The 12,660-nt window shown below is 73.5% G+C and carries 13 protein-coding genes; 6 read left to right on the forward strand and 7 right to left on the reverse strand.

Features of this window, described 5'->3' with window-relative positions; genetic code table 11:
* Positions 1-105: 105 nt before the first annotated feature.
* Genes ACFYU9_RS22460 through ACFYU9_RS22470 form a run of 3 tightly spaced genes read right to left on the reverse strand, consistent with a single transcriptional unit; the run spans position 106 to position 3,019 of the window.
* Positions 106-765, reverse strand: a complete 660-nt coding sequence (locus ACFYU9_RS22460; RefSeq protein ID WP_389345797.1) for a TrmH family RNA methyltransferase — start codon at positions 763-765, stop codon at positions 106-108.
* Positions 762-2,060, reverse strand: a complete 1,299-nt coding sequence (locus ACFYU9_RS22465) for an HTTM domain-containing protein (RefSeq protein WP_389210860.1) — start codon at positions 2,058-2,060, stop codon at positions 762-764. Before ACFYU9_RS22465 ends, ACFYU9_RS22460 begins: the two co-directional genes overlap by 4 nt.
* The gene (locus ACFYU9_RS22470; RefSeq protein WP_389345798.1) at positions 2,057-3,019 is read right to left on the reverse strand and encodes a DUF5819 family protein; all 963 of its coding nucleotides are present in this window, start codon (positions 3,017-3,019) and stop codon (positions 2,057-2,059) included. Before ACFYU9_RS22470 ends, ACFYU9_RS22465 begins: the two co-directional genes overlap by 4 nt.
* Before the next feature lie 170 nt (positions 3,020-3,189).
* On the opposite strand from ACFYU9_RS22470, the gene paaA reads away from it, so the two are divergent.
* The 6 genes from paaA (at position 3,190) to ACFYU9_RS22500 (ending at position 8,053) form a co-directional block, all read left to right on the forward strand.
* Positions 3,190-4,152 carry a 1,2-phenylacetyl-CoA epoxidase subunit PaaA gene (gene paaA, locus ACFYU9_RS22475; protein ID WP_389345799.1) on the forward strand — a complete coding sequence of 321 codons (963 nt, stop codon included), beginning with the start codon at positions 3,190-3,192 and terminating at the stop codon, positions 4,150-4,152.
* Complete coding sequence (paaB, locus tag ACFYU9_RS22480) at positions 4,149-4,436, forward strand: 1,2-phenylacetyl-CoA epoxidase subunit PaaB (RefSeq protein WP_389210854.1); 288 nt, start codon at positions 4,149-4,151, stop codon at positions 4,434-4,436. The genes paaA and paaB overlap by 4 nt, the downstream gene beginning before the upstream one ends.
* Positions 4,433-5,176 carry a 1,2-phenylacetyl-CoA epoxidase subunit PaaC gene (paaC, locus tag ACFYU9_RS22485; protein WP_389345800.1) on the forward strand — a complete coding sequence of 248 codons (744 nt, stop codon included), beginning with the start codon at positions 4,433-4,435 and terminating at the stop codon, positions 5,174-5,176. Before paaB ends, paaC begins: the two co-directional genes overlap by 4 nt.
* A complete protein-coding gene (gene paaD / locus ACFYU9_RS22490; protein WP_389345801.1) occupies positions 5,170-5,727 on the forward strand; it encodes a 1,2-phenylacetyl-CoA epoxidase subunit PaaD in 558 nt (185 codons plus the stop codon). The genes paaC and paaD overlap by 7 nt, the downstream gene beginning before the upstream one ends.
* Positions 5,728-6,816, forward strand: coding sequence for a 2Fe-2S iron-sulfur cluster-binding protein (locus tag ACFYU9_RS22495; protein ID WP_389345802.1), 1,089 nt, complete (start codon positions 5,728-5,730; stop codon positions 6,814-6,816).
* 103 nt (positions 6,817-6,919) lie between these two features.
* Complete coding sequence (locus tag ACFYU9_RS22500; RefSeq protein ID WP_389345803.1) at positions 6,920-8,053, forward strand: acyl-CoA dehydrogenase family protein; 1,134 nt, start codon at positions 6,920-6,922, stop codon at positions 8,051-8,053.
* Between the two features lie 116 nt (positions 8,054-8,169).
* Here the strand turns inward: ACFYU9_RS22500 and ACFYU9_RS22505 are convergent, their stop codons facing one another.
* The 4 genes from ACFYU9_RS22505 to ACFYU9_RS22520 all read right to left on the reverse strand — a co-directional run bounded on the left by ACFYU9_RS22505 (position 8,170) and on the right by ACFYU9_RS22520 (position 12,646).
* A complete protein-coding gene (locus ACFYU9_RS22505) occupies positions 8,170-8,514 on the reverse strand; it encodes a rhodanese-like domain-containing protein (RefSeq protein ID WP_389345804.1) in 345 nt (114 codons plus the stop codon).
* A gap of 71 nt (positions 8,515-8,585) precedes the next feature.
* Positions 8,586-9,512: a hypothetical protein gene (locus tag ACFYU9_RS22510; protein ID WP_389210842.1), complete on the reverse strand. Its 927-nt coding sequence runs from the start codon at positions 9,510-9,512 to the stop codon at positions 8,586-8,588.
* Between the two features lie 276 nt (positions 9,513-9,788).
* Positions 9,789-11,336, reverse strand: a complete 1,548-nt coding sequence (locus ACFYU9_RS22515; protein WP_389345805.1) for a DUF2252 domain-containing protein — start codon at positions 11,334-11,336, stop codon at positions 9,789-9,791.
* A 167-nt stretch (positions 11,337-11,503) separates the two neighbouring features.
* The gene (locus ACFYU9_RS22520) at positions 11,504-12,646 is read right to left on the reverse strand and encodes a hypothetical protein (protein ID WP_389345806.1); all 1,143 of its coding nucleotides are present in this window, start codon (positions 12,644-12,646) and stop codon (positions 11,504-11,506) included.
* Positions 12,647-12,660: the final 14 nt, after the last annotated feature.

Raw genomic sequence — 12,660 nt, forward strand, 5'->3', positions numbered from 1 at the left:
TGACGCGGTAGACGTGCGGGGCCCCGGGGAGGGGCGGGGCCCCGCCACACCCGGCCGGAGCCACGGGGCCGCCCGCCCCGGCCCAGGCCCTTTCCGCCGGTCTCCTCAGTCGATCTGCGCGTACCTCTGCACCCAGGCGTGCATCGCGATCGCCGCGGCCGCGCCCGCGTTGATCGACCGCGTCGAACCGAACTGCGCGATCGAGCACACCATCTGCGCGTGCTCCCGCGCCTCCTCGGTCAGCCCCGGCCCCTCCTGCCCGAAGAGCAGCACGCACCGCCGCGGCAGCACCGTCCGCTCGAGGGGCACCGCGCCCGGCAGGTTGTCGATGCCGATGATCGGCAGACCCTCGGCCGCCGCCCAGGCGGTCAGCTGCGCCGTGTCGGAGTGGTGGCGCACATGCTGGTAGCGGTCGGTGACCATGGCCCCGCGCCGGTTCCAGCGCCGCCGTCCCACGATGTGCACCTCCTTCGCGAGAAACGCGTTGGCGGTGCGCACCACGGAGCCGATGTTGAAGTCGTGGCCCCAGTTCTCCACCGCGACGTGGAAGTCGTGGCGGCGGGTGTCGAGGTCGGCGACGATCGCCTCGCGCGTCCAGTAGCGGTAGCGGTCGACGACGTTGCGCCGGTCGCCGTCGGCGAGCAGCTCGGGGTCGTAGCGCCCGCCTTCGGCGTCCTCGGGCCACGGCCGCGGGTGCGGCCCGACGCCGATCTCGGGGGCGAACCCCTCGTCGTACTGGATGGGCTGTTCTTCGGTGGTGCTCACCCGACGAGGGTACGGGGACCGGCCTCGTCGCCCGTGCGGCTCTGCTCGGGCACCGGCGCCGGCACGGGCGCGTCGCCGGCCGTCCGGCCGGACGGCCCGAACCGCCCCAGCACCCGGTCCCGGCCCCGCGCCACCCGCGCCCCGGCCCACAGCAGGAAGCCGGTTGGCAGGAACACGGCGTCCGCGGCGATCATCGCGAGCGAGAAGAACGGCAGCCCGAGCAGCAGCGCGATGCCGGCGTGCTCCAGCATCATCGCCGCGAGCAGGACGTTCTTGACCTTGCGGTTGAAGAGCGTGAAGGGGAACGCGACCTGCACGATCACCGTGCCGTAGGTGAGCAGCAGCACCATCGTGCCGCTGCCGCCGAGCACGCCGGACAGGGCGGGCCAGGGGGAGAAGTAGTCGAGGTGCAGCGGGTAGTAGAGCGCGGTGCCGTCCTGCCAGCGCGAGCCCTGGACCTTGTACCAGCCGGCCGTCGCGTAGATCAGACAGACCTCCGCCATGATCACGACGAGAGTCGCGTTGTGGGTGAGGTTGGCGACGACGTCGAGGAGCGTGCGCGGCTCGTCGGGCGCGTAGCGGTTCACCAGCCACCACAGGCCGTGGCCCAGCCACAGCACCCACAGCAGGACGAGCAGCCACCATTCGCCGGTGACGTCGGAGAACCAGGTGGCGGCGAGCAGGAAGCCGCCGAGCACGGTCCACAGCAGCGGCCCGACGACACGGTCGTCCGTCCTGCCGCGGCTGGCCCGGCGGGCGTCGAGCGACCAGACCTGCGCGCAGCGGGTGAGGACGAGGTAGAGCGACATCAGGTGGACGACGTTGTCGCCGCCGTCGCCCATGAAGATGGCGCGGTTCTGCAGGGACAGCACGCCGGCCATGAAGACGACGGAGACGGCCCGGGTGTGCCAGCCGAGCAGCAGCAGCACGGCGGAGAGCACGGCGAGCGCGTAGACGACCTCGAACCAGAGCCGGCCGTCGGACCACATCAGCACGCTGAAGGAGCGGTTGTCGGCGATCAGCCGCCGCCCCATCTCCCAGGACCAGGGGCTGTCGGGCCCGTAGAGCTCCAGGCGGTGCGGCCATTCGCGCAGCAGGAACAGCAGCCAGGTGAGGGAGAAGCCGATCCGGACGATCGCCGTCTGGTACGGGCCGAGGGCGTGCGCGGTGACCTTCTGCACGGCGGCGGCGAGCCGGCGGTCGAAGGGCGGGCGGCCCGCGGGCGGTCGGGGCCGCGTGACGGCGGGAGCCGGCGCGGGCGCGGGGGCGGACGCGGGGGCGGGGCTGTGGGTCATCGGGCGGCCGCCTCGGTCTTGGTCGTCGCGGTCGTCGCGGTCGTCGCGGTCGTCGCGGTCGTCGCGGTCGTCGCGGTCGTCGCGGTCGTCGCGGTCGTCGCGGTCGTCGCGGTCGTCGCGGTGGTGGCGGTCGTTCCGGCGGGCCGGTCGGCGTCGGTGATCCGCCACCAGCGGTAGTTGCGGTACGAGGGCCGGGTGTCGATCTTCTCGGCGCTCCACGCGGGCGCCGGCACGGACCGGGTGGCGGAACGCAGCTGGATCTTCAGGACCCGGCCGCCGAGCTCGCGCTCGTCGAGCCGGGCGACCACGATCCGGCGCAGATAGCTCTCGGAGAGCTCGCCGCGCATCCCGTTGGGCCGGTCGTCGTCGGTGTGCGAGCCGAGGTAGAAGTCCCAGGCCCGGCGCAGCTCGTTCTGCGCGGTGTGGCTGGGGACGAGGCTGCCGCGGATCTTCGCCGCGTCCTGGGCGGTGAGGTCGATCCAATCGGTGGTGCGGCGGGCACCGTCCGCGCCGGCGATCTGGGCGCGGACCTCGACGGCGATGTTCTGCTGGAGCGGGTTGGGCGCGAAGAGCTTCCAGTTCTGCTCGAACTCGGGGTAGATCCAGTCGTCCACGGCCTCGCCGTGCTGCTTGGTCAGCGTGTTCGACGGCGCGACGTGCAGGAACACCATCGCGAGGTGGACGCAGGCGAAGACACCGAGGACGGCGAGGGCGACGGCCGCGACCACCTGGTACGGCATCGAGAGCGCGGCGATGCCGGCGCGCGGGGCGGCGGAGCCGGACGAGGCGGAGTCCGGTGCGTCGGCGGCCGGTACGTCAGGGGCCGGTGCGTCGGAGGTCGGCGCGTCGGCGGCCGGGGCGTCGGGGGCCTGGGCTCCGGCGGCGCGGGGTGCGGTCACCCGTTCGGGCGAAGCCTGCGGCCCGGGCCCGTCCGCACCCGTGTCGTCGTACGAGTCCATCGCGCCCCGCTCCCGCTCGGCCTAAGGAGTTATCCACAGAGGTTGACACCATACGGGCCCCCGAACGACCATTGAAGTCATTCAACCGAACGATCGGTCGGTAGGGGGTTCCGGTGACCGCAGGTACGGCAGAGACCACAGCGACAGAGGGGTCGGCAGCGGCGCAGGCCGTGAGCCAGGCCGCTCTGGAGGCGGTCTTCGACGCCGCCGTCGCCGCCGACGAGCGCATCGAGCCGCGCGACTGGATGCCGGACGCCTACCGGGCCGGCCTGGTGCGCCAGATCGCCCAGCACGCCCACTCCGAGATCATCGGCATGCAGCCGGAGGCCAACTGGATCACCCGCGCGCCCAGCCTGCGGCGCAAGGCGATCCTCATGGCCAAGGTCCAGGACGAGGCCGGCCACGGCCTGTATCTGTACAGCGCCGCCGAGACCCTCGGCACCAGCCGCGACGAGCTCCTCGACAAGCTCCACTCCGGCCGCCAGAAGTACTCCTCGATCTTCAACTACCCCACGCTGACCTGGGCCGACGTCGGCGCCATCGGCTGGCTCGTGGACGGCGCGGCGATCACCAACCAGGTCCCGCTGTGCCGCTGCTCCTACGGGCCGTACGCCCGCGCGATGGTCCGCGTCTGCAAGGAGGAGTCCTTCCACCAGCGCCAGGGGTACGAGGCTCTGCTCGCCCTCTCCCGCGGCACCGAGGCCCAGCACGCCATGGCCCAGGACGCGGTGGACCGCTGGTGGTGGCCGTCGCTCATGATGTTCGGCCCGCCGGACGACGAGTCGACGCACTCCGCCCAGGCCATGGCCTGGAAGATCAAGCGCCACTCCAACGACGAGCTGCGCCAGCGCTTCGTCGACATCGCCGCCCCGCAGGCCGAGTCCCTCGGCCTCACCCTCCCCGACCCCGACCTGAAGTGGAACGAGGAGCGCGGGCACTACGACTTCGGCCCGATCGACTGGGCCGAGTTCTGGGACGTCCTCAAGGGCAACGGGCCGTGCAACGAGCAGCGGCTCGCCAAGCGCCGCCAGGCACACGAGGACGGCGCCTGGGTCCGGGACGCCGCGGCGGCCTACGCCGCCAAGCACGACCAGCACACGCACGGAAACGGGATCGGGGAGGCACGGGCATGACCACCGAAGGATGGCCGCTGTGGGAGGTCTTCGTGCGCTCGCGCCGCGGCCTGTCCCACACCCACGCCGGCAGCCTCCACGCGCCCGACGCGGAGATGGCCCTGCGCAACGCCCGCGACCTCTACACCCGGCGCAACGAGGGCGTGTCGATCTGGGTCGTCCCCTCCGGCGCCATCACCGCCTCCTCCCCGGACGAGAAGGACCCGTTCTTCGAGCCGGCCGCGGACAAGCCCTACCGCCACCCCACCTTCTACGAGATCCCGGACGGGGTGAAGCACCTGTGACCGGCACCGAGGCCACCACCGTGGCCACCACCGCCGTCCCGGCGGCGGCGCTCGCCCTCGGCGACGACGCCCTGATCCTCGCCCAGCGCCTGGGGGAGTGGGCGGGCAGCGCGCCCGTCCTCGAAGAGGAAGTCGCCCTCGCCAACATCGCGCTCGACCTCCTCGGCCAGGCCCGGGTGCTGCTCTCCCTCGTCGGCGACGAGGACGAGCTGGCCTACCTCCGCGAGGAGCGCGCCTTCCGCAACTGCCAGCTCGTCGAGCAGCCGGGCGGCGACTTCGCCCACACCATCGCCCGCCAGCTGTACTTCTCCACCTACCAGCGGCTCCTGTACGCACAGCTGGCCGCCGGCGACAGCCCGCTCGCCGGGCTCGCCGCCAAGGCCGTCAAGGAAGTCGCCTACCACCAGGACCACGCCGAGCACTGGACCCTGCGCCTCGGCGACGGCACCGACGAGAGCCACCGGCGGATGCAGCACGCCTGCGACGCCCTGTGGCGGTACACGGGCGAGCTGTTCGAGCCCCTCGACGGCCTCGGCATCGACACCGCGGCCATGGAGCGCGCCTGGCTCGACTCCGTCACCGCCGTCCTTCGCCGGGCCACGCTCACCGTGCCCACCGGACCGCGCACCGGCGCCTGGCGCGCGGGCGCCGGCCGCCAGGGCCTGCACACCGAGTCCTTCGGCCGGCTGCTCGCCGAGATGCAGCACCTGCACCGCAGCCACCCGGGGGCGTCATGGTGACCACCGCCCCGAGCGCGCCCGGCGCCGCCGGCACCACCGGTCCGACGGGCACCGGCACGGCTCCGACCGCCCTGGAGCGGGAGCTGGCCCGGATCGCCGGCGCCGTCCCCGACCCCGAGCTGCCGGTCCTCACCCTCGCCGAACTCGGCGTGTTCCGCGGTGTCCACGTGCACGGCCCCGGCCGCGTCGAGGTCGAGCTCACCCCCACCTACACCGGCTGCCCGGCGATCGAGGCGATGTCCTCCGACATCGAGCACGCCCTGCACGAGCACGGGGTGCCCGAGGTCTCCGTCGTCACCGTCCTCAGCCCCGCCTGGTCCACGGACGACATCACCGAGGAAGGCCGCCGCAAGCTCGCCGAGTTCGGCATCGCCCCGCCCCGCCCGCAGGGCCCGGCCGGCGCACCGGTGGCGCTCACCCTGGCGATCCGCTGCCCGCACTGCGGCTCCACCGACACCGAACTCCTCAGCCGCTTCTCCTCCACCGCGTGCAAGGCACTGCGCCGCTGCGTCTCCTGCCGCGAACCGTTCGACCACTTCAAGGAGTTGTAGATGGCGTCCCCGAACTCCGCACGGGCCGGGTTCCATCCGCTCCGGGTGAGCGAGGTCGAGCCGCTCACCGACGACTCCGTGGCCGTCACCTTCGCGGTCCCGCCCGAGCTGCGCGAGACCTACCGCCACACCCCCGGCCAGCACCTGGCGCTGCGCCGCACCGGGCAGAACGGCGAGGAGATCCGCCGGACGTACTCGATCTGCGCCCCGGCCGCCGCCGAGGGCGAGTCGCCCGTCCTGCGCGTCGGCATCCGCCTCGTCGACGGCGGCGAGTTCTCCACGTACGCCCTCAAGGAGCTCGCCGTCGGCGACACCGTCGAGGTCATGGAGCCGATGGGCCGCTTCGTGCTGCCCCCGCGCCCCGGACACTTCGCCGCCGTGGTCGGCGGCAGCGGCATCACGCCGGTGCTGTCCATGGCCGCCACCCTGCTCGCCCGCGAGCCCGAGGCCCGTTTCTGCCTCGTCCGCAGCGACCGCACCGCGTCCTCCACGATGTTCCTCGACGAGGTCGCCGACCTCAAGGACCGCTTCCCCGACCGCTTCCAGCTGGTCACCGTGCTCTCCCGCGAGGAGCAGCAGTCCGGCCTGCCCTCCGGCCGGCTCGACCGCGAGCGGCTCACCGGCCTGCTGCCCGCACTCCTCCCGGTCGACGCCATCGACGGCTGGTTCCTGTGCGGCCCGTTCGGCCTGGTGCAGAGCGCCGAACAGGCGCTGCGCAGCCTCGGCGTCGACCGCACCCGCATCCACCAGGAGATCTTCCACGTCGACGACGGCTCCGCCCCGGCCCCGGCCGTCGTGGCCGACGCCCCCGCGGACGCCACGCTGACCGCCACCCTGCACGGCCGCTCCGGCAACTGGCCGGTCCAGCAGGGCGAGACGCTCCTGGAGACGGTGCTGCGCGCCCGGGCGGACGCCCCGTACGCGTGCAAGGGCGGCGTCTGCGGCACCTGCCGTGCCTTCCTCGTCTCCGGCGAGGTCCGGATGGACCGCAACTTCGCCCTGGAGCCCGAGGAGACCGACGCGGGATACGTGCTCGCCTGCCAGTCCCACCCCGCCACCCCGGAGGTCGAGCTCGACTTCGACCGCTGACGGACCCGGCCCGCCGCCGCCCGGCCATTCCCTTCCGGTAGAACCTGTTCTATCTTGACGATCCGTCAGATCCCGTCAGGGCAGGGCCGGAAGGGACAGGACCGTGGACTTCACCTTCACCGAGGAACAGCAAGCCGCCGTCGAGGCGGCCAAGGCCGTCTTCGCCGGCGTCGCCCCCGACGCCGTACCCAGCCCCGCCCTCACCCCCGGCGCGGTCGCCGACGACCACGACCGCGCCCTGTGGGCCCGCCTCGCCGACGCCGACCTCCTCGGCCTCGTCCTCGACCCCGCCCACGGCGGCTCCGGACTCGACCCCGTCGCGCTCTGCCTCGTACTGCGCGAATCCGCCCGCGTCCTCGCCCGCGTACCGCTCCTCGAGACCAGCGCCGTCGCGCTCACCCTCCAGCGGTACGCCCCCGCCGGCACCGCCGCCGCCCTACTGCCCCGGGTCGCCCGCGGCGAACTCGTCCTCACCGCCGCCGCCCACGGCCGCACCGGCCACGACCCGGCCCCGCTCGCCGTCACCGCCCACCGCGAGGCCACCGGCTGGACCCTCGACGGCCACACCGCCGCCGTCCCCTGGGCCCACCACGCCGACCACATCGCCGTGCCCGCGCACACCCCCGACGGCCGCACCGTCCTCGCCCTGCTGCCCCGCGGCCACGACGGCCTCACCCTGACCGACCAGTACGGCACCCACGGCGAACTCCTCGCCGCACTCCGCCTCGACGACGTCCGCCTCGACAACGCCGACGTCATCGACACCGACGGCGCCTGGGAATGGCTGCACGGCCTCCTCGCCACCGGCACCTGCGCCCTCGCCCTCGGACTCGGCGAACAGGTCCTCAGCCTGACGAGCCAGTACACCGGCAAACGGGAACAGTTCGGCCACCCCGTGGCCACCTTCCAGGCCGTCGCCGTCCAGGCCGCCGACCGCTACATCGACCTGCGCGCCATGGAGGTCACCCTCTGGCAGGCCGCCTGGCGCATCACCACCGACGCCGGCGCCGCACTCCCCGCGGCCGCGGACATCGCCGTCGCCAAGATCTGGGCCGCCGAAGGCGTCCGCCGCGTCGTACAGACCGCCCAGCACCTCCACGGCGGCTTCGGCGCCGACACCGACTACGCCCTGCACCGCTACCACGCCTGGGCCAAACACCTCGAACTGTCCCTCGGCCCCGCCGCCCAGCACGAAGAGGAACTCGGCGACCTGCTCGCCACCCACCCCCTCACCTGACCGGCGAGAGGCAACAGCCGACAACCGACAACAGACAGCCGCGAGAAGACCAGCGGGAGCCGGCCGGCATAAGGGCGACCGACGGCGACCGACAGGAGCCGGCCGACGGCCGGGAACTACAGCACGTACGCCGCGCTGCCGCCGTCCGTCACCATCGGGCGCCCCGCGCCCTCCCAGGCCAGCATGCCGCCGTCGACGTTCACAGCGTCGATGTCCTGCTGCACCAGGTACTGCGTGACCTGCGCCGACCGGCCACCGACCCGGCACATCACGAACGCCCGGCGCCCGTCGGCCACGGCCTCCGTCACCTCACCGAACCGCGCCACGAAGTCGCTCATCGGCACGTGCAGCGCACCCTCGACATGACCGGCCGCCCACTCGTCGTTCTCACGGACGTCAAGGACCAGGGCGTCAGCCGGAACGGAGGCCACGTCGACCGACGGCAGCTGGGCGAAATTCATGGACCTGGCCTTCTCTCTGCGAACCACGCGCCACACCCGGGCGCACCACCATCGAACCTACTGCACGCCGCCTACCGCACGAGCGCGGCGAGCTCCGCCTCACGCTCGGCGACCTGCGTACGCAACTGCTCCGCGATCTCCTCCAGGAGCCGGTCCGGGTCGTCCGGCGCCAGCCGCAGCATCGCGCCGATCGCGCTCTCCTCCAGCTCCCGCGCGACCAGCGACAGCATCTCCTTGCGCTGCGACAGCCACTCGAGCCGCGCGTACAGCTCCTCGCTCTCGCTGAGCCGCACCTCAGGCACCGGGCCCGCCGCCCACTCCGCGGCCAGCTCGCGCAGCAGCGCCTCGTCGCCACGGGCGTAGGCCGCGTTCACCCGCGTGATGAACTCCTCGCGGCGCTTACGCTCGTCCTCTTCCCGGGCCAGATCCGGATGCGCCTGCCGCGCCAGATCCCGGTACAGCTTCCGCGCCTCGTCCGACGGCCGCACCCGCTTCGGCGGCTGCACCGACCGCTCCGTCAGCATCGCCGCCGCCTCGGGCGACAGCCCCTCGGAGTCGACCCAGTCGTCGAACAGCTCCTCGACCCCGGGCATCGGCATGACCGCGGCCCGCGCGTCCTGCGCCCGCCGCACGTCCTCCGGGTCACCGGAACGCGCCGCCTTCGCCTCCGCGATCTGCGCGTCCAGCTCGTCGAGCCGCGCGTACACCGGGCCCAGCCGCTGGTGGTGCAGCCGGGAGAAGTTCTCCACCTCGACCCGGAACGTCTCCACCGCGATCTCGAACTCGATCAGCGCCTGCTCCGCGACCCGGACGGCGTGATCCAGCCGCGCCTCGGGCCGCTCGCCATCGGTCCGCCCGTCCTCGGGCCGGTCATCCGTGGCCGCCGCGCCCTCGGTGAAGTGCGCGCCGGCGGGCTGCTCACCCGCACCGGCACCCGGCTCGCCTTCGGGCCGGTCCTGGGACTCGCCACCCACGCCCTGGTCCACGCTCACGTCCACGCCCGTCCACGTCCTCGTTCCGGCTCGTCGCCCCCAGCCTACGGTCCTTCCGGGGGGGCCTCCCCCCTCCCTCCCCCTCCCTCCCCTCCCCCTCGGTCCTGCTCTGAAGCCGGGCGTCACCGGCATGGCCGACATCGCCCCGGTCACCGACATCGCCCCGCTCACCAGCGACGCCCCGGCCACCGACGACGCCTGGCGTCGCCTGCGACACCCACGTCGCCGGCTACCCGGACGCCACCGGCGTCACTCGATGCCCCGCGGCGGCCCGGCCGTGGCTCAGACGCCCGTCTCCGCCGCTATGCGGCCCGTGCGGATGGCCGACAGGAGGTCGGCGTGGTCCGCGGTGGTGCGGTCCGCGTAGGTGACGGCGAAGGCGGCTATGGCGTCGTCGAGTTCCTCGTTCTTGCCGCAGTAGCCGGCGATCAGGCGCGGGTCCGCGCTGTGGGCGTGGGCGCGGGCGAGCAGGGCGCCGGTCATGCGGCCGTAGTCGTCGAACTGGTCGGCGGTCAGGGCGGCGGGGTCGACGCTGCCCTTGCGGTTGCGGAACTGGCGGACCTGGAAGGGCCTGCCCTCGACCGTGGTCCAGCCCAGCAGGATGTCGCTGACGACCTGCATCCGCTTCTGCCCGAGCACCACGCGCCGGCCTTCGTGCCCGGTGTCCGGCGTGCTGAAGCCGACGGCGGGCAGGTGGGGCAGCAGCGCGGAGGGCCGGGCCTCCTTGACCTGGAGGACGAGTGGTTCGCCTCGGTGGTCGAGGAGCAGCACCACGTAGGAGCGGGTGCCGACGCTGCCGGTGCCGACGACGCGGAAGGCCACGTCGTGGACTGCGTACCGGGCGAGCAGCGGTCGCCGGTCCTCGGAGACGGTGTCGAGGTAGGGGCCGAGGGCCGCGGCGACGGCCGCTGCCTCCGCGTCGCCGACGCGGCGCAGCACCGGTGGCGCGTCGACGAAGCGTCTGCCGCCGCCGTCCGCTTCGGCGACGGCTTCGGTGGAGCGGGCGGCGAACCGTGCGCTGGTGTTGTTGCGGGCCTTGGCCTCGACGCGTTCGAGGGTGCCTATGAGGTCGCGGGCGTCGGTGTGGGAGACGAGTTCCTCGTCGGCGATGGCGTTCCAGGCGTCGAGGGTGGGGAGCTTGGCGAGCAGCCGCATGGTGCGCCGGTAGGCGCCGGCGGTGTCGTAGGCGGCGGCGCGGCAGGTGTCCTCGTCGGCGCCGGCCTCGCGTCCGGCGAGGACGAGGGAGGTGGCGAGCCGCTTGAGGTCCCATTCCCAGGGGCCGACGACGGTCTCGTCGAAGTCGTTGAGGTCCATGACGAGCCGGCCGCGGGCGTCGCCGTAGATGCCGAAGTTGGCGGCGTGGGCGTCGCCGCAGAGCTGGGCGGGGATGCCGGTGACGGGGGAGCCGGTGAGGTCGTGGGCCATGAGTCCGGCGGAGCCGCGGAGGAAGGCGAAGGGGCTGGCCGCCATGCGGCCGACTCTGATGGGCGTGAGCTCGGGTACGCGGCCGCGGCTGGACTCCTCGACGGCGCCGACGGCGTCGGGCCGGCCGCTGACGGCCGTGAGCTCGGCGTGTGCGGAGCGGGGGACGTGGTGCCGGAGTGTCTTGCCCCGCTGCCGGGCGGTGGCGTCGGCGGCACCGGCGTCGGCGTCGGCATCAGCGGTGCGTCGGCGGACGAAGCCGGGGACGTGGGGGATACGGACGGGGCTGTCGCCGCGGCCGGTGCCGCCGATGGCGCCGGCACTGCCCGCGGTGGCCGCGCTGCCCGCCGTGTCCGTGGCGTGCTCGTGTCCGCGCTGTTCCGGTACCGCTGTCGTGGTCTCGTCCATCGGACGCCCTCCCCCGCTGTTCGCTGTCGTGCCGCCGACCGGCTGACCAACATCAACTCGGTCGGCTGGGCACGACGGTACAGCCGGGGCCGTCAGGCCGTCTCCCCCTGTGGACAACGGCCTGTGGACAACTTTCCCGGGCGGCTTCGGCGGCCTGTTCGGCGCGGTCAGACGCCGACCGCTTCCTCCATCTCCTCCTCCGCCTCGGCGGCCTTCACGGCCTCGGCGGTGTCCTTCTCGGTCCGGGGCGCGGGTACGACGGCGGCCCGGCGACGGCTCTCGGTGAGGCCGGCGGCGGCGACGAGGAGCAGACCGGCGAGGAACCACAGCGCGAGCACGAGGACGTTGCGGCCGAGTGCGTGGCCGTCGAAGTAGACGTGGCCGCGGACGCCCTCGACGAATCCGGCGCCGTTCCAGAAGGCGTGCAGCGAGCCGAAGAAGCCGGGCTGGAGTTCGGGCCGGTAGATGCCGCCGGAGCTGGTGAAGTTGAGCATCACGAACAGCACCATCACGCCGAGCGTGGTCCATCGCTTCAGATAGGTGTGCAGTCCGACGCCGACGAAGAGGATGCCCGCGCAGTACAGCCAGGACAGCGCCCAGACGCCGCCGAGGCCGTGGTCGACGAGGTGGAAGAGCGGTCCGGCGAAGACGGCGCCGACGAGGCTGACGACGAGGGACATGCCGGCGGCGAGGAGGGCCCGGAGGCGCAGGGGCAGGACGGCTCCGGCGCCGCCGATGACGGCGACGGAGGCGTAGGAGCCGATGCTGAGGGCGACGAGGAGGAAGAAGACGCCCTGGCCGGTGGGGTCGCCGGAGGAGACGGGGGCGACGTCGGTGACCTTGAGGGGTTCGCCCTGGGTGGCGGCGACCTTGGTGAAGACCTTCTCGACGGCCATGGCGGTGGTGTCGGAGGCGGCCGAGGCGACCAGCAGCTCCGGGGCGCCCGTACCCGGGCCCGCGCCCGTACCTCCGCCCGCTCCCGCGCCGGCGCTCCCGCCCGTAGCGGCACCGGTGGCCCCGCCCGGGATGTACGCGCCGAAGCTGGACTGGTCGCGCAGGGCGGCGGTGGCGGTGGCGCGGTCGGGGACGGTGCGGACGTCGAGGGCGCCGGCGCCCTTGTCCTGGAGGGTCTGGGCGAGGACCTGGGCCCGCGGGCCGGAGCCGACGATGTCGACGCGCAGGTCGTGGGGTTCGGGGGCGTGGAAGGCGCCGAGGTAGGCGAGGCCCATGCCGACGCACATCAGCAGGGGGGTGAGCAGATGCCCGAGGACGTGGCGCAACGCTCCCTTGGTGGTGGGTCCTGCGGACACCTGAACCTCCATGG

The organism is Streptomyces sp. NPDC004327 (genome assembly GCF_042873935.1).
GTDB lineage: Bacteria > Actinomycetota > Actinomycetes > Streptomycetales > Streptomycetaceae > Streptomyces.

Coding starts and splice junctions, on each gene's coding strand:
- paaB (WP_389210854.1), top strand. CDS start 4,149: ATGACCACCGAAGGATGGCCGCTGTGGGAGGTCTTCGTGCGCTCGCGC.
- ACFYU9_RS22515 (WP_389345805.1), bottom strand. CDS start 11,336: ATGGACGAGACCACGACAGCGGTACCGGAACAGCGCGGACACGAGCAC.
- ACFYU9_RS22495 (WP_389345802.1), top strand. CDS start 5,728: ATGGCGTCCCCGAACTCCGCACGGGCCGGGTTCCATCCGCTCCGGGTG.
- paaD (WP_389345801.1), top strand. CDS start 5,170: ATGGTGACCACCGCCCCGAGCGCGCCCGGCGCCGCCGGCACCACCGGT.
- ACFYU9_RS22505 (WP_389345804.1), bottom strand. CDS start 8,514: ATGAATTTCGCCCAGCTGCCGTCGGTCGACGTGGCCTCCGTTCCGGCT.
- ACFYU9_RS22470 (WP_389345798.1), bottom strand. CDS start 3,019: ATGGACTCGTACGACGACACGGGTGCGGACGGGCCCGGGCCGCAGGCT.
- ACFYU9_RS22465 (WP_389210860.1), bottom strand. CDS start 2,060: ATGACCCACAGCCCCGCCCCCGCGTCCGCCCCCGCGCCCGCGCCGGCT.